Genomic DNA, 22,992 nt, shown 5'->3' on the forward strand with positions numbered 1-22,992 from the left:
ACCGGATCTGGGGCGCTCAGGCGCGGCCGGAGAATTACTTCCGGACGGTATGTAAGAATCTGCGTATGGATGCAGATAAGCCGCTTTGCGGTCGTGACCCTCAGAGCACCTATGTGGAACTCGCAGTGGAGATCTTTTCGATGCTTGCTGATGCCACTCGTGTGAGGATCGTTCTCGCTCTCCGGGATGGTGAGTTGTCCGTGAACAGTCTGGCCGAAGTGGTCGACAAGAGTTCAGCTGCTGTGTCCCAGCACCTCGCGAAGCTCAGGTTGGCGCGAATCGTATCGACTAGGCAGGAGGGAACGCGAGTGTTTTACCGGCTCGCCAACGAGCACGCGAGCCGCCTGGTCAGCGATGCGATCTTCCAGGCCGAGCACGCGCTGACCAGCTCGCCCGCCCATCATCAGGCACAGACACCGTTGGCGGTCGGCTGATGCTGCGTGCGTTCCAGAACGTCGGCGTTCAGGCCGTGTTGGTGTCGGCGGTTCTTTTCGGTGCCGGCACACCCTTAGCCAAAGTGTTGCTCGAGAACAACGTCAGCCCATGGTTGCTAGCCGGGTTACTCTACTGCGGGTCAGGGCTTGGGTTGAGCTTGTATCGGCTGATTCGCCGCGCCCCACGGGTGCGGATCACGCGGCCCGAAACGCTGCCCCTCGTGGGAGCGGTGTTCTTCGGAGGGGTCGCCGGCCCCGTGCTGCTGATGCTCGGCCTGTCGAACATGCCGGCATCGGGGGCGTCGCTGCTGCTAAACGCAGAAGGGGTCTTCACCGCGGCCCTGGCGTGGTTCGTGTTCAAAGAGAACTTCGACCGCCGTATCGCACTTGGCATGCTCGCGATCGTCGCAGGCGCAATCGTTCTTAGCGTCCCGTCTGGCGCGAATTTCGGCAGCCCGTGGCCCTCTTTGGCGGTTCTCGGCGCCTGCCTCAGCTGGGGCCTGGATAACAATCTCACCCGCAAGATCGCACTCAATGACGCCACCTGGCTCGCCGCCGTGAAAGGCGGGGTTGCCGGACCCGTGAACCTCATCCTCGCCTTTTTACTCGGCGCACAGATCCCCAGCACCCTTAACATCGCGTCGGCGATGGTAATCGGTCTGTTCGCCTACGGCATCAGCCTGGTCCTGTTTATCGTCGCCATGCGCCACCTCGGGACGGCCAGGGCCGGCGCCTACTACTCGATCGCTCCGTTCTTCGGAGCAGTGCTTGCAATCACGCTCGGAGATGCAATCAGCTGGCCAGTGATAGTCGCTGGCCTTCTCATGGCCGCCGGTGTTTGGCTGCACCTGACCGAGCGACATGAGCACGAGCACACTCATGAAGCGACTACCCACGATCATCTGCACACCCACGACGAGCACCACCAGCACGACCACGAGCCAGATCAAGAAGTCGGTGCGAACGGCTGGCACAAGCACCTGCACACACATGAACCGATTACCCACACCCACGAGCACTACCCGGACAGCCACCACAGACATGCTCACTGAACACCGAAATCAAGTTTCAACTGGGGGTCAGCGTGACTAGATGGGGTGCACGCCAGCTTGAGGTCAGATCTGGTCGCGAAACCGGGACTGCCCCGAGTTCAGCTGACTCAAAGGGTTCCCAAGTGAGACTCCAACTGGCCCGTGGAGACTCGAAGGACTGGCTGCGAAATCCGTGTCCGTGAACGTCCGTCAACTGACAGTCGTGACGATCTCCGACGACTCGATCGACATGGGTCCTTGCTTGAAGTGGGGCACGGCCTGTAACTTTCGGATATGACGACTGGTCGCGTAACACCGACAGGGAATGGCCGCCTGCCCTCGTGGGCCGGGGCATCGATGGGCGCTTACTTGGCGGCAGTCGCCGGGCTCGTTGCGGCGGTGTCCGTGATGCGTGCCTTTGGGCTCGGTGCTGGGACGGGAGCACCCGAAGCGCTGATTTTGGTCATCGTCGTGCTGACGTTGCCGCTATCTACTGCGTACTATGTCGTCGGTGCACTGGGTTCTTCGCAAGGGTCGGGGCCGGGAGAATTTGCCGTCGGAGCGCTGTCCGTGAGTGCGGCGCTGTATAACCTGGGGTTTTTCCTGTTGGCTGCGATCAATGCTGCCGTGTTTAGATGGGTAGTCCTCGGCACTCGCCGACGGCGGGCGGCAGCTCAGTCCGACTCGTGACGGTCAACTGAGGCGTTAGGGCGCGCGGAGCCCGCCCGAAGCAGCGGCCGGGCGAGGACAATCCCGCAAATCAGGCCGGCGAGGGCAACCGGGAAAGCCACCAAGGCGCTGAGTTGGGGAAATAGGGAATTTTCGAATAGGAGAGACAGTCCGCCAACAAGGACGGCTGGGGCGGCCACAAGAACGCACGCCCAGATCGGGGTGTGCATCCATCGCGCCCAGCCCGCTGCCGCGATGAGTGCGACCGAACCAGCGAGGATAAGGAGCCTTCCGACGCGGGCGTCCTCAAGAGCCTCTCCGGTCGGCTCGAAGTACCAGGTTTGGTTGAGGCCAATCCCCATCACGGCGAGTCCGGCGACGATGAGCGCAGACCATGAAACGAGGACTGCAACCCAGAGTAAGGGCCGGCCCCAACTAGATGTCATCGCTCCACCTAACTTTGTTGTGGTCATGTGCGGAACATGAACTGCGCTTTATGAACGCTGCCGTCGTCGAGTTTCATCTGGAATATTCGGCGGGTTCCCGCCCAACTGGACGCCGTTTTCCACACGTAGCTGTAGGTGTCGGTGACTTGATCGTATGACAGGCTGCTGGCCCCGGCAGTCGTGGTGGTTTCGACTTCGTCTATGGTCGCGCCGGTAGTGCAATCAACCCGAACCGACGTTGGGGAGCCCGCCAGGATGACTTCGAGCCCGAAGTTGCCACCGAGGCGGAACTTCATCGGTACGGCACGACCTGCTTTCATGGCGTTGATGACAGGGGCTGCGTCAACGGGTGCGAGGAAGCCGTTGAACTCGTACTTCGGGATGTTGACGATGTGGTCGGCGGAGGTGAATGCCTCGCCGCCCTGATCGTCACGGATTGCCAAGGTCGTCAGGTATGTGCCAGCGGTCGTGTAGGTGTGGCTCACCCGACTACCGGAGCTTGGCGATGGCTATACATCGGGATCGGCATCGTTCTGACCCTGGTCAGTTTCACCCTCGGACAGTACGGGCTGGTCTTGTTCCTCGCATACTGGACGGGCGGCTATCTGATTCTGGTGGCGATCCGCAGGATCTACCTCGAACCGCGGCTTGAGGAAAAGTACCCACTCTCCCGCAGCAGGAAACAACTGCGGGAACGACGGACAAAGTGGAGTGTCTCTGAGCTCGAGGACGTAAGACCCGTCGTCTGAGCAGAGCAGAGAGCAAACCACGACGCGCTGAGCCTTCCCCATTCGACGCAGTAGTTGCCAACTGGCGTGCCGACCTTGCTTCCGTCACCCCCGCTCTGAGTGGTACGCTATCGAGTACTACTCTTGGGAGGCGATCATGTCGGCGATCACCGCGACCGAAGCACGCAAAAGCCTGTTCGGGCTCATCCAGCAGGTCAACGACGACCACACCGCTATCGAGGTCGTCTCCCGGCACGGAAACGCGGTAATCCTGTCGAAGGAGGACTACGACGCGTTGACCGAAACGGCCTTCCTACTGCGGAACCCTGCGAACGCGGAGCGGTTGCTCACGGCCATCGAGCGGGTCCGGCGCGGCGAGTTCGAGCAGCACGACCTTTTGGACGCGTGAGCCGGACGATCGCCTTCGACCCGAATGGGTGGGAGGACTTTGTTTTCTGGCAGACCCAGGACCGCAAGACCCTCAAGCGCATCAATCAGCTGATCACCGACACGCTGCGCGATCCGTTCGCAGGTATCGGCAAGCCCGAGCCCCTTCGGCACGTACTTTCCGGCGCGTGGTCACGCCGCATCGACGAAGCGAACCGTCTGGTCTACTACGTCACCGACGACCACATCGTCATCCTGCAAGCCCGCGAACACTACTGACCAGACATCCGCGCCACCCGCATGAGGTTCGCGTTGCAGGACAGTTCGTCCTGCAACGCGATCTCGGCTGCTAGCTAGCGCCTCGGTGTTGGCGCTGGCTGGTTCGATAGATAGTGGAGCGGGCGACATTGAACAGCTCAGCAAGCTCGGCCGTTGTGTGAGTACCAGCGTTGTAGACCTCCATCAGATGCTTCTGTTGCGCCGCGGAGAGCTTCGGTGGTTTGCCGCGCAACCGGCCCTTCGCTTTCGCCACCTGCATGCCCTCTTTCGTTCGAGCACGGATGAGATCTGACTCGAATTCCGCGACCATGGCGAGGACGTTGAAAAGGAGCCGGCCGACTGGATCATTCGGGTCATGCACAGAGCCGCCGATGCTGAGCTTCACGCCCTTGGCGCTCAGCTCATCGACGATGTCTTTTGCATCCCGAAGCGACCTGGCCAGACGATCGAGTTTGGCCACCACGAGTGTGCCCCGCTCCTGCAGGCAGCAAGTGCTTCGCGTAATCCCGGCCTCGCAGGGTTGGTTCCCGTCAAGCCATGATCGGTGTAGATCAGGTTCGGTCTAACGCCCAGTCGTTCCAGGGCGTTTTGTTGGGCGGTGAGGTCTTGCTCATTTGTGGATACGCGCGCGTACCCGATCAGTAGTTCAGTCATGACGGCACAATTCACCTCGACCTGCAGGGCCGTCAACATTCGAGGATCCTCGGCGGGTGCCCGCGGTCAGGAGGCGAGGGCGGCTTCCATCTCGTCGACCAGCCGGGTTGCGTATTTGAGGAGCTCGCTCGCCCTGGCCTCTGTGATGTGGCTCGCCCCGTAGGAGGTGAGGGTCTTTGCTTCCAAGAGTCGGCCCAAGTCCCGTGCCGCGGTTCTCTTTTCGGGGAGAGCTTGGGTTAGGAGGCCGATGGCCTGTTTGTGATCCTGACCGCTGGAGCGGTATCCGAGTTTGGATCCGCAAATAGCGTCGGCCGCGGCGATGCCGGCGTTCACGGCATTCAGCCCCGTCGTATTGTTTGACGCCATCGGTCCCCCAGGCTCGAATCGAGCTTGGGCAGTGAGGAGAGAATCGCGGGCGTGTTCGGCACGGATTCGCACCTCCGCCGCCGTCATCTGTTTGATCCGCACGTTCACGGCGCCTTCCTCATTCCCAGCGTGTTGTTCCCGAAGAGAATGATCCCCTCCGCGGCCCAGCTATCGACGATCGGGTCTCCTTCTTCCTTTTGCCTGGTCAGGGCCGATTCGGATAGGTCGTAGATCTGGGCATCATTGCCGGTCCACAGTTGCACGTTGTCCCGGAGCCCGGTGACGAATTCGTCCCGGTCATCGAGTGCGACCTCATCGGGAAAGACGACGAGCAGGTCGACGTCGCTCGTCTTGGTGGAGTCACCTCGTGCCACGGAGCCGTAGAGGGCAACCGTGACGCCCTCAGGTGCGCTCGAGTCGGCGAATGCTGCAACACGCCTGTTCAGCTCCTGGCGCGCGTTCATCGCGATCTCAACAGCCGGCCAGAGGATGTGCGACCGGTTGGCAGAATACATAGTTGCATGGGGCGCTGGGACCGAGATGACCAGACCGATGTCGACGAGCCGGAGAAGAGACAATCGGACGTTGGCCGGCGTTCCAGTCCCCGCCAGACGGGCGATCTGTCGACCAGTGAGCGCTGAACCGGCCCTGGCAACGACGCGCAGGGCCACAGCGTCCAGGCCATTCATGAACGAGGCGAGCGGGGCAGATAAGTCCACGAACAGCTCCCTTCAGCGTTTGTATTGCTCTTCGATGCGGTTGTATCTAAATACAATACAGATGCATCGCTCCGCAATGCAATGGCTTGAGGCTCACCCGGCAGTGCCAAAGCTCCTCCGAGTTGAGGATTCGATCAATGCCGTACTTCTCCGGAAGTCACGCAGGAGCATGCTCAGAAGCGCCCGTTCAGCGTCCGTCTTGCGGGACAGCGGATGCGCCCACGCGTGAGGGGAGAATGTCACGCCCTTTCAGCAGCGTCGGAACTGGTTGCAGTGAAGACGTGAAGACGATCTTGTACTTGTGTCTATTGGATACGCGTTGGTCACCCTCGTAGAGTGACAAGTGCGCGCCGCGAAGTAGCCGCGCGATCGTGCAGGCTCTCGACGACGAGACGCACACGACCTGGAGATCGGGGCACCGCATGACTAAGTCACGTGGCAATGTCGTCCTATGGCAAATACTGGGGGCAAGCCTGTCCCTCCTTGCCAAGGGCATCGGTGCCGGGCTGTCCTCGATCGCCACCATGACTTTCGGAGGCAGAGCTGACCCAGGCGACTTGCCAACATCGCCGCCGCCGAAAGAGTATCGACCGTAGACGACCGGCACCGCCTCCGCGGATTCAGTTCAGGAAGATCTCTCGTCCGCGGGCGGTCCTGCTGCCGACATCAGTGGAGCCGGATCGCGGCGGCGTCGCGGGCGGATCACCTGTGATGGGTTGGAGACAATCCGGCATTCGAAGGCGCAAATGGGCTCAATACCGGCCGGTGTACCGGTGAGCGCGACTATCGGATGGCGGCGCTGAGTGCCCCGGCCAGCCAGCGCTCGACGTCATGCTGCGATCGCAGCCTAACCACGACGAGGTGTGGGTACTCCATTTCCATCAGCGGCACCAGCACGTCGTACTTCCGCCTGGTCGAAATGGCCCACCGCACAATGTGCTCACGGTCGGTGAACAACGTGCGGAAGGGTGCCTCGACATTGCCGTTCCACAATTTCTCACGGTGAACCCGGCGACGGATGGTGCGGCGGATCACGCGAGGAAGAGTCACACGCATGAATGGGAGATCGAGCCATACGAGCAAATCCGCGCGCTCGGCAAGCATCGGGCGAGCGGCGCCGTATTGCCACTCTGTCGTCCAGGATGCGGCAGCGATGAAGGCCCGTACATCGTCAAGGAATTCCGGGCGAGGGACCCAATTCGGGCCATGGAATAGCGAGTCGATTTCAGTGCGTGGCCCGCCCGTGATGACAGCAATCCGCGCGGCAAGAGTGGTCTTTCCCGCGCCAGAAACGCCCGCAACAAGTACGCGACGTGGGCGATGAGGGAGGGCGCCGTCGTGGGAGAGCATCGACCAAGTGTAAACATGCTCGGTCACGACGCTGGGCTGGCTTTGCCTTGCGCCATGGGAATTCCCGAGCCGGTGATTGTCAGCACTGCTCGCAAGTGTCTAGTCCGTATGGTGCATTCATCGTTCCCGGGTGAGATGGCACTGCTCTTCCCCGAACGAGAAGCCTGTCGGCGGATCCCGTGCCCGCACGGGGTCAGCTTGGACGATGTGTTCCGGGTGTGATGCGCCTCGCAGCCGGTATCGCCGCCAGGGCCGCGCGCAAATCCGGCAACAACGACGAGGAGCAGTCCAAGACCGGCCCCCGTGGTGAGCGCCCAGTTGGTGATTGTCGACGAGACTGTGCCTACTTCTGCCGCTGTCCAGGTGCAGCCATATCCGATCGGAACGGCCGACGCGAAGGAATCGACCAAGCTTCCCTCCGCCCGAAGGGCTCCAGCCGGCAGCGCGGCGTATGTGCATCGGTCGTATGCGAGGCGAAAGTCACCAACCGTCGCTAACCCATAGGACATGACCAGCAAAACGACCCCGAGTACTCCGGTCGGAATCGCGAGACTTCGAACGCGAACTGCTCTCTTCGACATTTGTCCCCCTCACGCAGACGTTCAGCATCTCACTTCTGAGCTGTCGGCGGTCCGCCAATTACAGAGTCATGGAGAGCGTCTTCGGATTTCCGACTTCCTCAACCGAACGCCCGACTCCGATAGGTCATCGCAGGTCAGCGTTCATTCCTGGGGTTCCTCCGCGGAACCCGGGCACGGTCCCACTCCCCTGTGTCACGCCAGCGGGAGGGCCGGAAAGGTTCAATTATGGCCACATTTGAGAGCGATGCCGCCCGGTTCCAAGGGATAGCCTGAGCGGCAAGCAGCACCATCGATGATGCGGGGGCACAAGTGGACGATCAGCAGGCAGCGTTTGTGGAGACATTCCGCCGGTTCATGGACGAACTCATCCTCGTCCCCCGTCCGCAGGCGGAGGAGCGCACCCCCTTGGGTGAGCTAGTGCAGGACTTCCTGCAGAGGGATGTCTCCACCCTGCCGATGGTCACCGAAGACGTCGCGACGCACCGCCTGGTCGATGCAGACATCGCCCTAGACGAGCTCAGCGGCGGTTCTGCCTCACCGGTATTCGGTGTTACCGGGGGTCAGCAGCGTGAGCACTCCTCCTTCCAGGAGCTGATGAGCAGCCCCTTCGTCCGCTTTGCGCCCGGTCCGGTCGACTACGTTTCCGCACCCACAGGACCGGATTCCGAACGCCAGGTGGTCTCATTCGGTGTTCGACTGCTGACCGTGGACGGGCACCGGGTGGCCGTTCTGCAGCGCGGTGCGCGGCCCGAATTCGGTCGTATCAGCGCCCGACTGGAAATCCTCGCCGAAGACGAGGGCGGGCCCACGGCATTGCTCGGCGCGCTGCGCCGACTCATGCTCGAGCGCAGCGTACTGCGCGGACAGGTTCTCTCCTTCAGCGGCAACGAGTACGGCCCGGGCGCAGCCGGTGTCACCTTCCTCGCGCGCCCCGATGTTCCGGGCGACGAGGTCATCCTTCCCCCGGGAGTGCTCGACAACGTAGCGCGCCACGTGGTCGGAATCGGAGAGAACCGGGACGTACTCCGCGCCGCGGGCCAGCATCTCAAGCGCGGCGTACTCCTCTACGGCCCTCCGGGCTCGGGTAAAACACTGACCGTGCGCCACCTGCTGAGCGAGACGCCCGGCATCACCGCCGTCGTGCTCGCCGGCAACAGCATCCAGTTCGTTGCCCAGGCGGCCGAGCTCGCCCGCGCCATGCAGCCCGCGATCGTTGTCCTCGAGGACGTCGACTTGATCGCGGCCGATCGCCACCTTTCAGTGGGGCCGCAACCGCTTCTGTTCGCCATGCTCGACGCCCTTGATGGTCTCGACGGCGATGCCGATGTCGCCTTTGTGCTGACCACGAATCGGGTCGAAGTGCTGGAGCACGCCCTTGCCGATCGCCCCGGCCGGATTGATCTCGCTGTCGAAATTCCATTGCCCGACGCCGACGCCCGGCGTCGCTTGTTTGAGCTCTACGCCGGCGATCTACCGTTGACTCCAAAGGCGATCACGGATGCCGCTGCACTCGCCGAAGGCGCCACGGGCGCCTTCGCGAAGGAACTCATGCGCCGCACCGTACTCCTGGCGGCCGAACAGGGCCGACAACCAACAGACGTCGATCTGGCCGCCGCCCTCGACGCCCTGCTCAAGACCAGGGACAAACTCACGCGGCGATTGCTCGGCGTCGACCACACGGCGCCCCGTTGAAGGTTCCGTTCCAGGCAGTGATAGCTTCGGCGTATGAGACGGTCTTGGGGGGCGGCCATTATGGTCGTGGGATCACTCGTTGCATTGTCCGGCTGTTCGTCTGCCGGTTCCGGTGGCGGACAGGCGCCGTCGGCTGATCCCGACGTTGCGGCGCCTTCCGCGTCCCCGGCGGCGGCTGCACCGTTGACCTGCGCGGACCTCGTTGGCGGGTCCGACGTCGACATAGCCCTTGCGTCACCGTCGGCACCCATGGACTTTGCGAGTCTCTTGTCCTACCCCACCCCGTACGACTTCGCATCAACCGCAGCCGGGGGAATTCGCTGCGCATGGCTGGCCGATGGTTCCACGGGCACATACTCGAGAATCATCGGTGAACCCGGCGTCCCTTGGCTCGACGTCCAGATTCTGCCTGACGCAGCCGAAAAATGGACCTCATACACGTTTGGCGACGGACCAGGGACAGACGCGACCACACCGTTCGCTGGGTTCGACGGAGCGCACTCGTGCGGGGATCCTGGATGCAAAGCCACGGCAGCCATCGGCTCCTCCTGGGTCAGCATTCTGGTGCATGATCCAGGATTCGGGGTCGGAGACAGCCTCGTCGGATCGTCGCAGGACGAAATCTTCGCGAAGCTCGCCCCTGCCGCCACGTCGCTGTTCTCGACCCTCGCAGGCGCGACTCCAGCACAGCTCGACTGGCCGGGGACGCCGGCCGTTCCGGTGGTCCTTCAGTCGAGGCTTGCTCGAGCTTTCTCAAGTCTCCGGCTCTTGCCAACGCGCTCGGAGTGGCGACCGTCGGTGAGTATGCCGATGCTGTCGATTTGTCGTCGGACATCGTCTCGCTCAAAAGCGTCGCCCTCGAGGACGCCGGGTTCGTGACCTGCTCTGCCGAGGCAGGGTTCGACGCGAGAGCGAGCTTCGTTCTCGCGCTCGACAACGCATCTATCGTTGATCGCGTTGCTGCAGGACTTGGGCCGAAGAGCGCTGAGCACCTCGACACGCTGGATGGCCAGACTGGTAGCGAGAAAGCCGTGTCGAACTGTGTTGACGGCCGGCCCGGTTGCGACCTGTGGTTCTCGCTCGGTGTCGACGCCATCTACGTCTCCTCCATCTCAAGCGACTCGAAGGCCGTAGCCGAGGCGATCCTCGCTCAGGCGAGATAGCAGTCCCGCCACCTCGCTGAGCATTTGCAACTGGAGCGGAGTGTCCGCTTCGCGGCCAAGCGCTCGTCGAAACCAGCTCGTAAGACGTTCGCGTTGATGGTTCCGCATTGGGGCAGGACCACCGCGCGCCGAGCGATTCGCTCCTTCTCGTCTACGCGATGGATGCCAGTCTCCCTGGCCCTCAGAAGGGGCCGCCGACAAATCCTTGGCGTGAATGTATCTTCAAATTGATACAAGACAAGTGCGGCCGGTTCGCTGCTTACAGCGAGACATGAGGAGGAATCTTGGACTTCCTGCTTTTCAACGTGATTCCCTACTTTGCATTGACCACCTCGATCATGGTCCCGTTCGGACTTCTCCTGCACTACTGGCGCCGATCAGATTCATACGAGCTCTGTGTTCCCAGACTGGAGAGCGATGGGACCGCTCTGAGGTTGCTGCCCATTCGGCGCCTGACTCGACGTGGGCGCCTTGCGAGTGGCATCGCGTTTGTCGTCACGATTCTGAGCATCGCGGGTCTGTGGTTCCCCAACCGAACCTCTGATACTTGGGTTTCCTTTCTTGTCCCGATGATGACCGTGATGGTGTGCATCGGGTCGCTCCTGGTTACCCCAGCCGCGGCGCGGCACCGTGTCCCCGATCTCTCCGATCCGGCGCACAGGATCGATCTCGCTCCGCGCTCAGTGTGGTCCTACGGTCGGGGTTGGTGGTTCGCGTCCTGGATATTAGTGGCCGCTGCACTCGTCACAACCGTCGTTCTTGGGGGGCTTGCCTCCAGCCGTGACGACCAAGGACGCTATGCGGTGCTGTTTGTCAGAGTCGGCAACGCCTCTGACGCCAGCACATTCCTGGGCTGGTACTACGGCGTCCCTATCTTGATCACTCTCGTTGCGCTCACCGCGGTCGCGCTCACTGCCCTATGGGTCATTGCCAGGCCGCCCCTGGCCGCGACCACGGAATCACGCAGTGCTGACCTGTGGCTTCGACGCCTCAGAACCCGCACGATTCTCTCCCTCAGTGGTGGGGCACTGATCCTGACGCTGAGTTGGTCACTGCTCTGCATCGGTACCGGCGCGTCATTGGTTCTCCAGTTCCCATCCAACGATCTCGGCCCCGTCACGGTGGGGACTCCCCTTGCCGCTCTCGCTGTACCGCTCAATGTCGCCGGGTTGCTCCTCCAAGGCCTCGGAGTCGCGCTGCTCTTGCTTCCGCTCTTCACGAGATTCCCGCGCCCGGCCGAACGCCAGGGGCCTGACTCTCCGGCCGAGCAAAGCAACATCCCGGTCACAGAACCGCAGGGGTGACCGTGCCCGTCATCACGTTGGACGGACTCGGATTGCCATCGGACCAGATTCATCAGCGGCTCCGCACCGTCATCCAATCCGGCGCTCTGGCTGCCGGGGAGAGACTGCCGCCCGTGCGGCAACTGGCACGAGACCTCGGAGTGGCGGCGGGGACGGTCGCCAAGGCGTACAAGCTGCTCGAACGCGAAGGTCTCGTGGTGTCTCGAGCTGGCGGCGGCACCCGCGTCAATAGCGCAGTGCCCACCCCGCCAGCACAGGTCTTGCAGGCAGCCCGAACGCTATCCGAGCTCGCCGCTGGCCACGGACTGGGCCTGGAGGAAACTATCAGTGCAGTTCGCGCCTCCTGGATAGGCAGCTGAACACCAGATGATCGATCGCCGCGCCGATGATTGAAGTCTCCGGCGTATCGGCGCGTTTACCGTTCCCAAATGCCACTTCCCCGAGGTTTCGATACTTAGGTCTGGACGGGTTGCGGGTCAGGGCTGCGGGTCAGAGCCGGCGTATGTGAGTGACCAGGCCGTGACGGAGACTTCGCCGCCCGCGACGTTGCGAAGCTCGTCGACGAACCGGCCCTGTAGGCGGTCTTGCGCCACCAGAGTGTCTCGGTTATACAAGCGAGCATGGAGAATCTAAGACTCAGCGTCGATGTCGACGCTCCCGCGCAACACGTCTGGAACGTCATGCTCGACCTCGACACCTACCGCGAATGGACGGGCGCCTTCCACGAGGGATCAACCTACGAGGGCGGCTGGAACGAGGGCGACGTGATCCGCTTCCTCGGCCCAAACGACGACGGCACGGCGAGCGGTCTCTTCGGCACCATTGTCGAGAATCGGCCCCACGAGTTCGTGTCGATTCGCTATCTCGGCGATACCGAGAACGACGTCGAGAACCGCGAAGGGCCCACCGTCGGGCTGCACGAGAGTTACTCGTTCAGCGAGACCGACGGGGTGACGACTCTCGTCGTCGAGCTCGAGGTGCCCGACGAGTGGGCCGACGACATGCGCGGCATGTGGGCGGAGGCCATCGTCACGATCAAACGGTTGGCAGAGCGGGCCTAGGTGTACGAAATGCTGACCCGGTCAGGAATGGCGACAGCCCCGACAGCGTTGCGAAGGTAGCTTTCCAATGGGCGGCGCGTCCGACCTACAGTTCTCAGCACCACCGGCAGAGGAGTAGAGATGTCATTCCAGGCGTACCTCGACAACATCGAAGACAAGACGGGACTGACCCCGCGCCAGTTCATCGCGCTGGCCGAGGCGAAGGGTTTCGACGATCCGTCCACGAAAGCCGGGGTGATCGTCGATTGGCTAAAAGCGGACTTCGACTTGGGCCGCGGTCATGCCATGGCTCTGGTGCACGTCATCAAGAACGGCGAAAAGATCGACACCAAGCATGTGGGCACCGGTACCGCGCACAGCGACCCATCCGACACGCTGTGGCTCGACGGGAAACAGAACCGCCCCACATGAGCCATTCGCATCTGGTCGCCGTTGTTCGGTTGGACGGCTCTCGGCGCCCGCTGACCGTTCCCAAACGCCACTCCCCCGAGACTTCGGAACGTCGGCGAATTGGCGCCGAATCTGCGTCCATGTAGGTCCGGCTTGCGGGCGGTCAGTGGGCGCCTGAGGCCCCGATCGGGTGCCGATAGACGTCAGCTGATCCCCAGTCGCTCAAAGACCAGCGTGGCCTGGATGCGGTCGCCTCCCCCGAGGCCCTTACTGCCTGAGGCTGACGTCGTGATGGTGTGCAGTCGATAGCCGAGGGCGGCTTGCGCGTTGATAGACCTTTCTAGCTCGGTGAGGTTGCCAGATCCGGTACCGAATAGCTTCTCCTTCAGTACCACCTGCAACACGACGTAGCTCTGCCCGTTTTGCGCCGGTCGTGGTCTACCTCCCGCGACGGACTCCGCCTTGATGTGGTCGATCAGCGCGGCGGGACTGTTCACCGGCGCCTCCTCTTGCCAGACATCCGTCCACTGCGCGCCGTCCCACCGTCGCTGGCGACCCGAACCGTCGTCGTACCAACCTGCTGCTGCGTTCGCCACCATTGCCTCGTTTCAGTCATGCAGGTCGCGACGCGCCTGGACGTGCGCTACAACGTATCAGCCGGTATCGCTGGCGGCACCGATTGCCTCAGGCGCGAGACCTAACGCATCCGCGCCGGCTGCTGCAGAACGGGCTGTTCCGCCGATTCGGTGAAAGCCTCGATTTTGTCGCCCAGAAGCGCGGAGTCGCAGCCGGAGCGGATGTCGCGGATCTCCGTCCTCTGGCACTACTGCTTGGAAGTCAGTATCGAATACTTCCGCGCGGCATAACCACGATCTAGGCCTTTGCGACGCTCACGGTCACCGGCGTCGCGTTTGCGAAGAGGTCGAGCACGGGGCAGTGGGCGTCGACCGCCGCCCGCAGCTCCCGGTAACGGGCGTCTGTCTCCGGGCCCGTGATGATGATGTCGAGACGCACCGCGGTGAAGCCCGCGCGAACAGACTCCTCGATACCGAACAGGCGGCGGGCGTCGAGGTCACCCTCGGCCTTCACATCGATCTCGTCCACCCGGATTCCGAGAGCCTGCGCGTAGAGGCGGTAGACGACGACCTGGCAGGAGATGAGTGCTCCGAGTGCGAACTCCACGGGGCTGGCGGCGATGTCGTCTCCGGCGAGCGCGGCGGGCTCATCCACCCGGAAGCTGTGCTTTCCTGCGGTGATCGTCGACGCAACCGAGCCCTCGCCCGTGCCGCGTACGCGGTAGGTCAGCTGTCCGTTGGCCACATCGGCGGCGATTCGTTCCCCCCAGGCGGTGCCGGCCTCGATGAGCCGCGTGGCGCGCTCGTCGGCGGTGACGGAGGTTACGGGGGATGCGTCGAGGAGAGTCATGCGCCGACAGTACTGCGGATGCCGCGGCTCGCGACGAGCACCGCGTCACTGCGGGACTCCCGGCGTAATACTGCGCCTTCTTGCACACCCCTCGCAGGTGAGGAACAGTTCGGCGGGCCCCGGCACGCGGTGGAGCGTTTCCACGGGCGGCGCCATTTCCAGGGTGCGCTCAACCTTCCTCTTTTGAGCGCGGTCGTCTCTGCAACCGCCCAACCCTTGAACGGCTCGGCGCGGAGCTCCGGCCCGGCGATTCTTACGGCAGGATATGAAGCGAGCCGAGGGCGCCGAGCGAATAAGTCCCTGGACGCCCACCGATGGCTGTGATGGTAACGGGGGTCTCCCCCGCCGTGCGATCCGTTGTGGGAAACCAGGTTCGGCCTGGCGCCACCAGGATAAGCATGCCGTCGACGTCCCCGACGGGCGCGAAGGCGCCGCCTTGCGCATCGCCATACGGAGCAACCTCGGCGTCGTCGGCAAGCGTGGCGACAATGGCCGAGACGTCCGCTACGGCGACCCCGACCTCGCTGATGCCGAGGAGGTCCGCGCTGGTGAATGGGCCGGGCGTGGCGTTGTCGAGGTCGCGGCGAATGATCAGCTCGAGAACGGACCGGTCATGGCCGGCGAAATAGACACTGTGAGCATTCCAGCCGGGCGAGGTTTCGAATTCGTCCGCCTCGGATGTTCCCAGCAGGACAGTCCTCTGCTGGAGCCATGTCTTTGCTTTGTCGAACTTGTTTGCGGGAATCGTGATCGCGAAGTGGTGGTCTCCGTCAGTTGCGGGATCCTCGACAAGTTCGAGCCGAGTAGTTCCTAGCGTCACGCCCACGCCCATATGCCCGTGGGCGACGTCGAGACCGAGTACACCGGCATAGAATTCCCCGGCTTCACGAGCGTTTCGGACACGGACTGACACGTTGGTGATCTGCATGCTTCTAGTCAAGATGCTCAAGCTGACTTGAGGTCAAGCGGCCGGTGAGCGAAGCCTCGGCCTCAAGCTGTGGGCAGCCTCTCCCACGGGCTGTGGTGGTAGCGGTTTCTCCAATCAGGGCCAAACTGGAGATGAGGATCACTGGACTGGAGGATGCCATGACTGGCAAGAAACCCAAGGAACAAATGCACAAGGGAAAGGGCATACAGCCGACCACGGCGCAGGGGCCGCCGCCCAGGATCACCCCGGCGACGGCCAACCCGGCATTGCGGTCGCCCAAGGAATCGAAAGAAGGATAGGCCAGCCGGCTGATCGCGCCGGGGCTCACAGCCACACCGCGTGAACGTGGCGATCCTGAACGCCTCCACCACGCCGGCCTCGTGGCATCGGGAACATTTTCGATGCCGGGCCCGTTGACGTGAGCATGACAACTATCGGAATCATCGGTGCAGGAAACATTGGCAGCCAGGTCGCCCGCAAGGCGATCGAGAGCGGCTACGACGTCGTGATCAGCAACTCCCGCGGCCCCGAGACGCTCGCGGCCCTCGTCGCCGAGCTCGGCCCGAAGGCGACCGCCGGAACCGCCGCGCAGGCGGCACAGGCTGCCGACGTCGCGGTCGTGACCGTGCCGCTCAAGGCCTATGCGGACGTTCCGGTCCAGCCGCTCGCCGGCAAGATCGTCATCGACACCAACAACTACTACTTCGAACGCGACGGCCACATCGAGGCCCTCGACAACGGCGAGGCGACCGTGACCGGCATGTTGCAGGGGCACTTGCCGACCTCACGCGTCGCGAAGGGTTTCAACCACATCACGGCCGCCGACATCACCGCTGACTCGTTCCCGACCGGCGACCCGGCGCGGCGTGCGCTCGCGACATCGTCCGACTTTGCGGATGCCTCCGACTTCGTCACGAAGCTTTACGACGAATTCGGTTTCGACACCGTGAACATCGGTCCGCTCGCCGAGAGCTGGCGGGTCGAGCGCGACCGCCCCGCCTACGGCACGCGACAGAACATCGCCGAGCTCGAGGCCAACCTGGCAAAGGCACCGCGCACGATCTGATCCAGACATGCGGCGCAGAACCGAGGACATCCTCGGTTCTGCGCCGTTTCTGTGCCTGCCCGCTTGCGTTCGCCGGGGACTGGCCTAGTGGCCGCCATCCACGAGTTTGAGACCGACGATGCACCCCACGAGCCCGAGGATGAGCAGGATCTTGACCAGTGATGCGGGCTCGCCGCCGAAGACCATCGCGTAGAGCACGGTCAGTGCCGCCCCGATTCCAACCCAGACGGCATATGCCGTGCCGGTTGAGATGTCTCGCATTGCCCAGGCGAGACCGGCCATGCTGATGGTGAGCGCCACCACGAAGACCACCGACGGCCACAGCTTTGTCAGGCCGTCGGACTTGCCCAGCGCGGTAGCCCAGACCGCTTCGAGGACGCCGGACACGATAAGCACGATCCAGGACATGACAACAACTCCTACGGCCAGTCTTGTCGCGTTCCGGGTACTGATCCCTCGTCCGGGCCCGCTGATCGCGGCTCCGGATTACGGTATCGCAGTCGGCCGTGCAAGCGCAGTGAACTCACACAGAGATCTGTTGCAGGGCCCAGGAATTGCCGTCGGGGTCACTGAAATAGGCGTAGCGGATGCCTCCGCCCATGTCGTGCACGTCCGAGACCTCAACGCCGTTGCCGATGAGTTCTCGGCGGGCGGCGTCGACATCGCCCACGACCAAATGGAGGTTCAGGACGGGAGCGGCGTGGGGATCGCTGATCCCGACCCCGATGACTATGGAGCACGCCGATCCAGGCGGGGTCAGCTGCACGACGCGCATTCCGTTGCCCGGCTCGACATCGTGATCAAGGGTGAACCCCACTCCGTCCACGTAGAACGCCTTTGAGCGGTCCACATCCGTCGACGGCAGCGGGACCAGTTCCAGTCGCATGTCCACAAGCACTCCACAATCCCGCCGACGACGCGGCGTTGTTCCCGGTTGGCCGAACGGCCGGCCACCCGATCGTAAGCATGGCAGCACACCGGGCACTCCGCCCTGATTCGCCGACACCCCGCCCCGAAGCGAGTCAGGACGAACGGGAATCGGCGGTTGCCGCGAGGGCGGGAACGCCGTCGCTGAGCGCCAGCAGTGCGGGGATGCCGACCGGCTCGACCGCGAGCAGCGCCACGACCGCCAGGCGGGGCGCTTTCAGCTCCCGCACGTGCGCAATCTCCGACAGTTCGCCTGCGGCCCGGAGCCGGAGGAGCGGCGAGCTCGGCGCCGCCGCGGCGATCGAATTGTTGATGATCCAGGCCCAGGGGGCGATTCCGGCTCGGATCAAGTCGTCCTGCAGTTCCGCGGCCTCGAGCACCGGTGTCGTTTCGGCAAGGGTGACCAGGATCACCTTGGTCTGCTCCGGATCCTGCAGCTTCATCATCGGAGTCGTGAAGTGCATACCGGGGCCCATCTGGCGCTGGATCTCGCGGTGGTACGACCCGGTCGCATCCAGCAGCAGCAGAGTGTGACCGGTGGGCGCCGTGTCCATGATGACGAAGGAGTCCTTCGCCTCCCGGGTCACCCGGGAGAAGGCTTGGAACACGGCGATCTCCTCGGTGCACGGCGAGCGGAGGTCTTCCCTGAGCATCGCCTTGCCCTGTTCATCGAGATGGGCCCCCTTGGTGCGCATGACCCGGTCGGTGTAGTTCGCGATTTCGACGGCCGGGTCGATCCGGGACACCTCGAGTCCGGGAAGCCCGCCGGCCAGCGTGTCGACAAGATGCGCGGCCGGATCAGTCGTCGTCAGGTGCACGTGATGCCCGCGTTCGGCGAGTTGCACGGCGATCGCGGCAGCCATGGTGGTCTTGCCCACGCCGCCCTTGCCCATCAGCATGACGAGGCCGTGGCCGCCGGCTGCGATCTCGTCGACGAGGGCCGACAGCGGAGCCGGGGCAAGCTCAGGCGCCGGGCCAGGTTGTCCTGGGAGGTCTTCCGGCTCGAGCAGGCTTCGCAAGGCGACGAGCCCCACCATGTTGGTGCTTTTCAGCGCCACCCGGTCGGTCGTCGCACTCCGCAAGGCCTCGGGCATTTCGGCGAGCGCCCGCTGTTCCCTGGCCCGGATGGCAGCGGCGAGCGGGTCGACCGCACTGTCGGCGGGCTGCTCCGGCAGGATGCCGTTGACCACCAGGTACTGCCGGGTCATGCCGATCGCGGCCAGTTCGGCCTGCGTGCGGGCGGCCTCGGCGAGGGTCGAGCGCTGCGCCCTGGCCACCAGCACCAGCCGGGTGCGGGCCGGGTCCGACAGGGCTGCGACGGCTTCCGCGTAGACGGCGCGCTGCTTTTCCAGCCCCGACAGCGGCCCCAGGCAGGAGGCGTCGCCGGTTCCCTCGGTGAGGAAGTCGGTCCACGAGCCGGGCAGCTGGAGCAGCCGGATGGTGTGCCCGGTGGGGGCCGTGTCGAAAACGATGTGGTCGTAGGCGGCGGTCCAGGCAGCATCCGTCAGCAGCTCGGTGAATTCGTTGAATGAGGCGATCTCCGTGGTGCACGCACCCGACAGCTGCTCCTCGATCGACGCCACCTGGGCGGCCGGCAGTCGGCCGCGAACCGGGCCGACTATCCGCTCGCGGTACTGTTCGGCGGCCTGCTCCGGGTCGATCTCCAGGGCCGACAGCCCCGGGACCGCGTCGATCGGGGTGACCGTGTTGCCGATGCCCACGCCGAAGACCTGGCCGACGTTCGACGCAGGGTCGGTGCTGACCAGCAGAACGGATGCCCCGCCGTCGGCCAGGCGCACGGCCGTCGCGCAGGCGATCGACGTCTTCCCGACCCCGCCCTTGCCGGTGAAGAAGAGGAAGCGCGGCGTGTCGTCGAGGAACCGGGGATTCGTCATCGCGGGGTCCTGACTAGCAGCATCCGCCGGTGCCGCCGCAGCAACCCGCCTCGGCTTCGAGGGCCGCGGCCGGTGCCGCCATGGCCAGGAGGCGGGGCGACCCCTCCGGCTGCACGGCGGACTCGTGGGTCTGGATTCCGGCCCATTTGCCCAACTCGGCCCGCGACGGATACCGCCCCGTCAGCACCGTGGCGCCGTCGACGACGGTGAGCGGGAGACCCTCCTCGCCGGCCGTCAGCAGGAAGGCGTGGGCGATCTCGTCCTCGACAAAGGCCAGCGGCTCCTGGGCTAGATTGAACCTGGTGACCTGTCCACCCTGCGACCGGGTCCAGTCGAGGTCCGCCGACACCGTGACCAGCGCCTCGTCGACGTCCACGCCACAGATTCCCGTGCCGCAGCACAGTCCGGGTTCGAAGATCTGGATGTTTGCCATTGCGCACCAACTCCTGGTCCGGCATCCGTGGGGACGACCTGTCCGTGGTGTCGGTCCTTCCAGTATATCGATGAACATCGATATTTGTTGCGTTCGGCGGGGATTGCTCGCACTGCCCGCCGGTCGGTGGCACGATCGGACTGGTCGGCATCCAGCCCCGCCCACAGGGAGCACCTCATGACCGTTCGACACCCGGCGCGCGTGATCGTGGGCGTCGCCCCTGGCCAGCCGGATGCCGTCGTGCAGCAGGCGGCCGGGTTCGCCTCCCATTTCGCGGCCGAACTGGTCTGCGCGTGGGTCGATCCCGGCCGGTACATGGTTTCCGAGCACCCCGACGGCAGCATGTCCTCCCTGTCGTTCGACCCCGACAACACGGACCTGGCCGATGAGGGATTCCACCCGGGGTTGCGCGCGCGCCTGGAGACGCTGCTCGAGGGGCGTGGCGTGGCGTGGAGCACGCGGGCCCTGGCCGGTGACCCGGCCCTGGCCCTCGGTCACCTCGCCGAGACGCTGGGGGCGTCGATGATCATCGTCGGCACGCGGGAATCCAGCGTCCGCGGCGGCCTTCAAGCCTTCTTCACCGGGTCCATCGCCGTGCGCCTGGCCCACCGCCAGCACCGCCCGGTGGTGATGATCCCGCTCGCCCCCGTTCCCTTCGACGAACGGCTCCCCTGGGAGTTGGGCTGAATGTCGGTGGCTGCTGGGACCCTGCCGCCATCACTTTGACTCAGTCCCACACCGACGAGATCCTTCGGGTTCAGCTCGCGGCGGAGCTGCGCAATCGGCTCTTCACCGCGTGTTCGATCAGCACGGGAACGTAGTCGCGCACCGGGTTCCCCGCCAGCGCCTCCTGCTGCTCGTGCACGGCCTGTTCGATCCGCACTCGCGGCGCTTGCGGAAACTTCTCGGCCAACCGGTCGATGACCTTGGCGACGGCACGGTCTTCCTCTTGGGGGTTCACCTCTCCAGTTTCTGCCCCCGCCCCCTTTTGGTCAACTCACAACCGGCGTGCGCGGGCCGGTTCGCCGCGGCGTGCTGCTTCGCGGGCGTGGAAGACTGAGGTCCGGGCGCACACCGACGCCCTCGGGCGAAAGGCGGACCATGACGGACGCATCGGAGGCGGCAGACCTCCTCACCACACTGCTCGACCAGGAACGCACCATCCAATTCGACTCCTTCGACTTCGGCGACTCCTGGGCGGTCGGCTCCCGGCTGGTCGAACTGGGAACCCTGCGCGGGCATCCGATCGCCGTGTCGATCACGTTCGGCGACCAGCGCGTCTTCCACGCGGCGCTGCCCGGGTCGAGTGCCGACAACGACGCCTGGCTCGAGAACAAGTTCCGGGTGGTGCGCCGGTTCGCGAACTCCTCGTTCGCGGTGGGCACGCGCTTCCGCTCGCTCGGCCGCGACTTCCGCACCGCCTCGAACCTCGACCCGGCCACCCACGCCGCCCACGGGGGGCCTTCCCGCTGCGGGTACGCGGGTCGCTGATCGGCGTGGTCGGCGTCTCCGGCCTGGCCCAGCGCGACGACCACGACCTCGTCGTCGAGGTCCTCGCGGAGCACCGCCTGGCCCAGGGCTGAACACCTCCACCGCGGCGACTGACCCTGCCGGTGCGGCCATTGCCAAATGCGTTAGTGGTTGCTAACGTATGTGCATGGTCGACCTCCTCGAGGTGGCAACGGAGCCCACCAGGCGCCGGTTGCTCCAACTGCTCGCCCACGGTGAACAGACCGTGACCGAGTTGTCCGGTGAGTTCGCCGTGAGCCGTTCCGCGATCTCCCAGCATCTGCTGCTGCTGGAAGGAGCCGGGCTCGTGGCCGCCCGCAAGGAGGGCCGTAACCGGCACTACCGGCTTGACCAGGCCGGAATGGGCCGGCTGCGATGCCTCTTCGACGCCTTCTGGACCAGCGAACTCGACCAGCTCGTAGCCGATGCCCACGCCCTTCGTCCACACTCGCCGCAAGGAGAATCCTGATGCCGTTCGACATGACCGTCTTTCTGCCGCTCGACCCCGACGCCGCCTTCCGGCTGATCACCGAGCCGGAGCGCCTGCGCCGGTGGAAGACCGTGGCCGCCCGGGTCGAACTGCGCGTGGGTGGCGAATACCGGTGGACCATCGTGCCGGGGCATTCCGCGGCCGGCACCTTCACCGAGATCGAGCCGGGCAAGCGGGTCGTGCTCACCTGGGGCTGGGAGGGCTCCCCCGACCTGCCGCCGGGGGCGTCCACGGTCTCGATCACCCTTGACGCGGTCGACGGCGGCACCACCGTGCGGCTCGTGCATGACGGTCTCACCGCCGAGCAGGCCGCGAGTCACGCCCAGGGCTGGCACCACTTCCTCGGCCGCCTGGTCACCCTCGGTGTCGAGGGTGACGTCGGTCCGGATGAGTGGGCCGCCGTCCCCGACCCGATCGACCCGCTGGCCAGCGCCGAGGCCGCCCTCGCCATTGTGCAGCGGGTGCTGCGAGGCGTGACCGCGGCCAACGCGGGGGTCCCGACCCCCTGCGAGGACTTCACCGTGGCCGAGCTCGTCGCGCACCTTCTGGACTCGATCGCCCGGATCGGCACGGCGCTCGGGGTGCCTGAGCCCGCCGCCCCCTCCTCCGCTGCCGCAGCATCCGTCCCTGCCGAGGTGCGGATCGCCGACGCGGCCCAGAAGACCCTCGAGGCCCTCCGGCTCCGCGGCCTGGCCGGAACGGTCGACCTCGGGCCGGGCGGCCTCCCCGCGTCGACGGCGGCGAACATCCTGAACCTGGAGTTCCTCGTGCACGCCTGGGACCTGGCCACGGCGACCGGGCAGCAGCTCGAGGTGGCGCCGGCTCTGTCGGACTACATCCTCGGCCTGGCCCGCCAGACCATCACGGATGCGACGCGCGGCAACGGCAGCTTCCATCCGGCAATCGACGTCGCGGAATCGGTCGCGAGCCTGCCTCGGCTCCTCGCCTTCACCGGCCGCCGGAATCCCTCGTGACCGTCGGCCCGGCCGCGGGCACCCGACGCCAACCGCATACAAGAAAACGGTACCTTGCTACCCGGCCGGGTGCACCAACAGGAAGGAAACA

Annotated in this window: 29 protein-coding genes, 2 pseudogenes and 1 riboswitch; of the genes and pseudogenes, 17 read left to right on the top strand and 14 right to left on the bottom strand. The window is 64.6% G+C overall.

Annotation, left to right across the window (positions count from 1 at the left end; translation table 11 throughout):
- Window positions 1-65: 65 nt before the first annotated feature.
- On the top strand, window positions 66-434 hold the full coding sequence (locus tag E3O48_RS15255; protein WP_134540112.1) for a metalloregulator ArsR/SmtB family transcription factor: 369 nt from the start codon (window positions 66-68) through the stop codon (window positions 432-434).
- Window positions 434-1,486, top strand: coding sequence for a DMT family transporter (locus tag E3O48_RS15260; protein WP_134540115.1), 1,053 nt, complete (start codon window positions 434-436; stop codon window positions 1,484-1,486). The genes E3O48_RS15255 and E3O48_RS15260 overlap by 1 nt, the downstream gene beginning before the upstream one ends.
- Before the next feature lie 1,117 nt (window positions 1,487-2,603).
- On the opposite strand, the gene E3O48_RS15265 is transcribed toward E3O48_RS15260, so the two are convergent.
- Together E3O48_RS15265 and E3O48_RS18205 are read right to left on the bottom strand one after the other, a co-directional pair.
- Window positions 2,604-2,972: a PxKF domain-containing protein gene (locus E3O48_RS15265; protein WP_255453767.1), complete on the bottom strand. Its 369-nt coding sequence runs from the start codon at window positions 2,970-2,972 to the stop codon at window positions 2,604-2,606.
- A 12-nt stretch (window positions 2,973-2,984) separates the two neighbouring features.
- Window positions 2,985-3,068: pseudogene (locus tag E3O48_RS18205) on the bottom strand (hypothetical protein); the annotation flags it as partial.
- 397 nt (window positions 3,069-3,465) lie between these two features.
- On the opposite strand from E3O48_RS18205, the gene E3O48_RS15270 reads away from it, so the two are divergent.
- Together E3O48_RS15270 and E3O48_RS15275 are read left to right on the top strand one after the other, a co-directional pair.
- Window positions 3,466-3,717 (top strand): type II toxin-antitoxin system Phd/YefM family antitoxin, encoded by a 252-nt coding sequence (locus E3O48_RS15270; RefSeq protein ID WP_134507710.1) that lies wholly within the window; start codon window positions 3,466-3,468, stop codon window positions 3,715-3,717.
- The gene (locus E3O48_RS15275; protein ID WP_134540121.1) at window positions 3,714-3,974 is read left to right on the top strand and encodes a Txe/YoeB family addiction module toxin; all 261 of its coding nucleotides are present in this window, start codon (window positions 3,714-3,716) and stop codon (window positions 3,972-3,974) included. The genes E3O48_RS15270 and E3O48_RS15275 overlap by 4 nt, the downstream gene beginning before the upstream one ends.
- A 70-nt stretch (window positions 3,975-4,044) precedes the next feature.
- On the opposite strand, the pseudogene E3O48_RS15280 reads toward E3O48_RS15275, so the two are convergent.
- From E3O48_RS15280 to E3O48_RS15295, 4 genes and pseudogenes are all read right to left on the bottom strand, one after another.
- Window positions 4,045-4,628, bottom strand: a pseudogene (locus tag E3O48_RS15280) (recombinase family protein).
- A gap of 66 nt (window positions 4,629-4,694) precedes the next feature.
- Window positions 4,695-5,102: a hypothetical protein gene (locus E3O48_RS15285; RefSeq protein WP_134540124.1), complete on the bottom strand. Its 408-nt coding sequence runs from the start codon at window positions 5,100-5,102 to the stop codon at window positions 4,695-4,697.
- Window positions 5,099-5,665: a nucleotidyltransferase domain-containing protein gene (locus E3O48_RS15290; RefSeq protein ID WP_166788719.1), complete on the bottom strand. Its 567-nt coding sequence runs from the start codon at window positions 5,663-5,665 to the stop codon at window positions 5,099-5,101. The genes E3O48_RS15285 and E3O48_RS15290 overlap by 4 nt, the downstream gene beginning before the upstream one ends.
- 831 nt (window positions 5,666-6,496) lie before the next feature.
- On the bottom strand, window positions 6,497-7,063 hold the full coding sequence (locus E3O48_RS15295; RefSeq protein WP_134540129.1) for an AAA family ATPase: 567 nt from the start codon (window positions 7,061-7,063) through the stop codon (window positions 6,497-6,499).
- Between the two features lie 890 nt (window positions 7,064-7,953).
- Between E3O48_RS15295 and E3O48_RS15300 the strand changes: the two genes are divergently transcribed.
- The 6 genes from E3O48_RS15300 to E3O48_RS15325 all read left to right on the top strand — a co-directional run bounded on the left by E3O48_RS15300 (window position 7,954) and on the right by E3O48_RS15325 (window position 13,275).
- Window positions 7,954-9,336, top strand: coding sequence for an ATP-binding protein (locus E3O48_RS15300; RefSeq protein WP_241982571.1), 1,383 nt, complete (start codon window positions 7,954-7,956; stop codon window positions 9,334-9,336).
- 785 nt (window positions 9,337-10,121) lie between these two features.
- Window positions 10,122-10,499 (top strand): hypothetical protein, encoded by a 378-nt coding sequence (locus tag E3O48_RS15305; RefSeq protein WP_134540132.1) that lies wholly within the window; start codon window positions 10,122-10,124, stop codon window positions 10,497-10,499.
- A gap of 284 nt (window positions 10,500-10,783) precedes the next feature.
- A complete protein-coding gene (locus tag E3O48_RS15310; RefSeq protein ID WP_134540134.1) occupies window positions 10,784-11,803 on the top strand; it encodes a hypothetical protein in 1,020 nt (339 codons plus the stop codon).
- Between the two features lie 2 nt (window positions 11,804-11,805).
- Entirely contained in the window at window positions 11,806-12,162 is a 357-nt protein-coding gene (locus E3O48_RS15315; protein WP_166788736.1) for a GntR family transcriptional regulator, read from the top strand.
- Window positions 12,163-12,423: 261 nt separating this feature from the next.
- Window positions 12,424-12,864, top strand: a complete 441-nt coding sequence (locus tag E3O48_RS15320) for an SRPBCC domain-containing protein (protein ID WP_134540140.1) — start codon at window positions 12,424-12,426, stop codon at window positions 12,862-12,864.
- A gap of 120 nt (window positions 12,865-12,984) precedes the next feature.
- Window positions 12,985-13,275 carry a DUF4287 domain-containing protein gene (locus E3O48_RS15325; protein ID WP_134540143.1) on the top strand — a complete coding sequence of 97 codons (291 nt, stop codon included), beginning with the start codon at window positions 12,985-12,987 and terminating at the stop codon, window positions 13,273-13,275.
- A 182-nt stretch (window positions 13,276-13,457) separates the two neighbouring features.
- Here E3O48_RS15325 and E3O48_RS15330 read toward each other — a convergent pair whose 3' ends face one another.
- From E3O48_RS15330 to E3O48_RS15345, 3 genes are all read right to left on the bottom strand, one after another.
- Window positions 13,458-13,853: a DUF4177 domain-containing protein gene (locus tag E3O48_RS15330; protein ID WP_241974643.1), complete on the bottom strand. Its 396-nt coding sequence runs from the start codon at window positions 13,851-13,853 to the stop codon at window positions 13,458-13,460.
- A 274-nt stretch (window positions 13,854-14,127) separates the two neighbouring features.
- Window positions 14,128-14,679, bottom strand: coding sequence for an OsmC family protein (locus E3O48_RS15340; protein WP_134507698.1), 552 nt, complete (start codon window positions 14,677-14,679; stop codon window positions 14,128-14,130).
- A 253-nt stretch (window positions 14,680-14,932) separates the two neighbouring features.
- On the bottom strand, window positions 14,933-15,607 hold the full coding sequence (locus E3O48_RS15345; RefSeq protein ID WP_134540146.1) for a VOC family protein: 675 nt from the start codon (window positions 15,605-15,607) through the stop codon (window positions 14,933-14,935).
- 158 nt (window positions 15,608-15,765) lie between these two features.
- On the opposite strand from E3O48_RS15345, the gene E3O48_RS17690 reads away from it, so the two are divergent.
- The gene (locus E3O48_RS17690; RefSeq protein WP_166788720.1) at window positions 15,766-15,906 is read left to right on the top strand and encodes a hypothetical protein; all 141 of its coding nucleotides are present in this window, start codon (window positions 15,766-15,768) and stop codon (window positions 15,904-15,906) included.
- A 125-nt stretch (window positions 15,907-16,031) separates the two neighbouring features.
- Window positions 16,032-16,673, top strand: coding sequence for an NADPH-dependent F420 reductase (locus tag E3O48_RS15350; RefSeq protein WP_134540149.1), 642 nt, complete (start codon window positions 16,032-16,034; stop codon window positions 16,671-16,673).
- A gap of 84 nt (window positions 16,674-16,757) precedes the next feature.
- Here E3O48_RS15350 and E3O48_RS15355 read toward each other — a convergent pair whose 3' ends face one another.
- The 4 genes from E3O48_RS15355 to arsD form a co-directional block, all read right to left on the bottom strand.
- Window positions 16,758-17,081 (bottom strand): multidrug efflux SMR transporter, encoded by a 324-nt coding sequence (locus E3O48_RS15355; RefSeq protein ID WP_134540152.1) that lies wholly within the window; start codon window positions 17,079-17,081, stop codon window positions 16,758-16,760.
- 12 nt (window positions 17,082-17,093) lie between these two features.
- Window positions 17,094-17,157, bottom strand: a riboswitch (guanidine-III (ykkC-III) riboswitch).
- Window positions 17,158-17,196: 39 nt separating this feature from the next.
- Complete coding sequence (locus tag E3O48_RS15360; RefSeq protein ID WP_134507690.1) at window positions 17,197-17,565, bottom strand: VOC family protein; 369 nt, start codon at window positions 17,563-17,565, stop codon at window positions 17,197-17,199.
- A gap of 130 nt (window positions 17,566-17,695) precedes the next feature.
- On the bottom strand, window positions 17,696-19,495 hold the full coding sequence (arsA, locus tag E3O48_RS15365) for an arsenical pump-driving ATPase (RefSeq protein WP_134540155.1): 1,800 nt from the start codon (window positions 19,493-19,495) through the stop codon (window positions 17,696-17,698).
- Window positions 19,496-19,508: 13 nt separating this feature from the next.
- A complete protein-coding gene (gene arsD, locus E3O48_RS15370; protein WP_134540158.1) occupies window positions 19,509-19,928 on the bottom strand; it encodes an arsenite efflux transporter metallochaperone ArsD in 420 nt (139 codons plus the stop codon).
- 177 nt (window positions 19,929-20,105) lie between these two features.
- On the opposite strand from arsD, the gene E3O48_RS15375 reads away from it, so the two are divergent.
- Window positions 20,106-20,615 (top strand): universal stress protein, encoded by a 510-nt coding sequence (locus E3O48_RS15375; protein WP_134540161.1) that lies wholly within the window; start codon window positions 20,106-20,108, stop codon window positions 20,613-20,615.
- A gap of 70 nt (window positions 20,616-20,685) precedes the next feature.
- Here the strand turns inward: E3O48_RS15375 and E3O48_RS15380 are convergent, their stop codons facing one another.
- A complete protein-coding gene (locus E3O48_RS15380; RefSeq protein WP_134540163.1) occupies window positions 20,686-20,889 on the bottom strand; it encodes a three-helix bundle dimerization domain-containing protein in 204 nt (67 codons plus the stop codon).
- Window positions 20,890-21,029: 140 nt separating this feature from the next.
- Between E3O48_RS15380 and E3O48_RS15385 the strand changes: the two genes are divergently transcribed.
- From E3O48_RS15385 to E3O48_RS15395, 4 genes are all read left to right on the top strand, one after another.
- Window positions 21,030-21,419, top strand: a complete 390-nt coding sequence (locus E3O48_RS15385) for a heme-binding protein (protein WP_370250196.1) — start codon at window positions 21,030-21,032, stop codon at window positions 21,417-21,419.
- Between the two features lie 5 nt (window positions 21,420-21,424).
- Window positions 21,425-21,511 carry a hypothetical protein gene (locus E3O48_RS18390; protein WP_370250278.1) on the top strand — a complete coding sequence of 29 codons (87 nt, stop codon included), beginning with the start codon at window positions 21,425-21,427 and terminating at the stop codon, window positions 21,509-21,511.
- Between the two features lie 74 nt (window positions 21,512-21,585).
- The gene (locus E3O48_RS15390; protein ID WP_198413084.1) at window positions 21,586-21,906 is read left to right on the top strand and encodes a helix-turn-helix transcriptional regulator; all 321 of its coding nucleotides are present in this window, start codon (window positions 21,586-21,588) and stop codon (window positions 21,904-21,906) included.
- Window positions 21,906-22,901 (top strand): TIGR03086 family metal-binding protein, encoded by a 996-nt coding sequence (locus E3O48_RS15395; protein ID WP_134540169.1) that lies wholly within the window; start codon window positions 21,906-21,908, stop codon window positions 22,899-22,901. The genes E3O48_RS15390 and E3O48_RS15395 overlap by 1 nt, the downstream gene beginning before the upstream one ends.
- Window positions 22,902-22,992 lie beyond the last annotated feature (91 nt).

The sequence above is a fragment of the Cryobacterium sp. HLT2-28 genome (genome assembly GCF_004402495.1).
Lineage (GTDB): Bacteria > Actinomycetota > Actinomycetes > Actinomycetales > Microbacteriaceae > Cryobacterium > Cryobacterium mannosilyticum.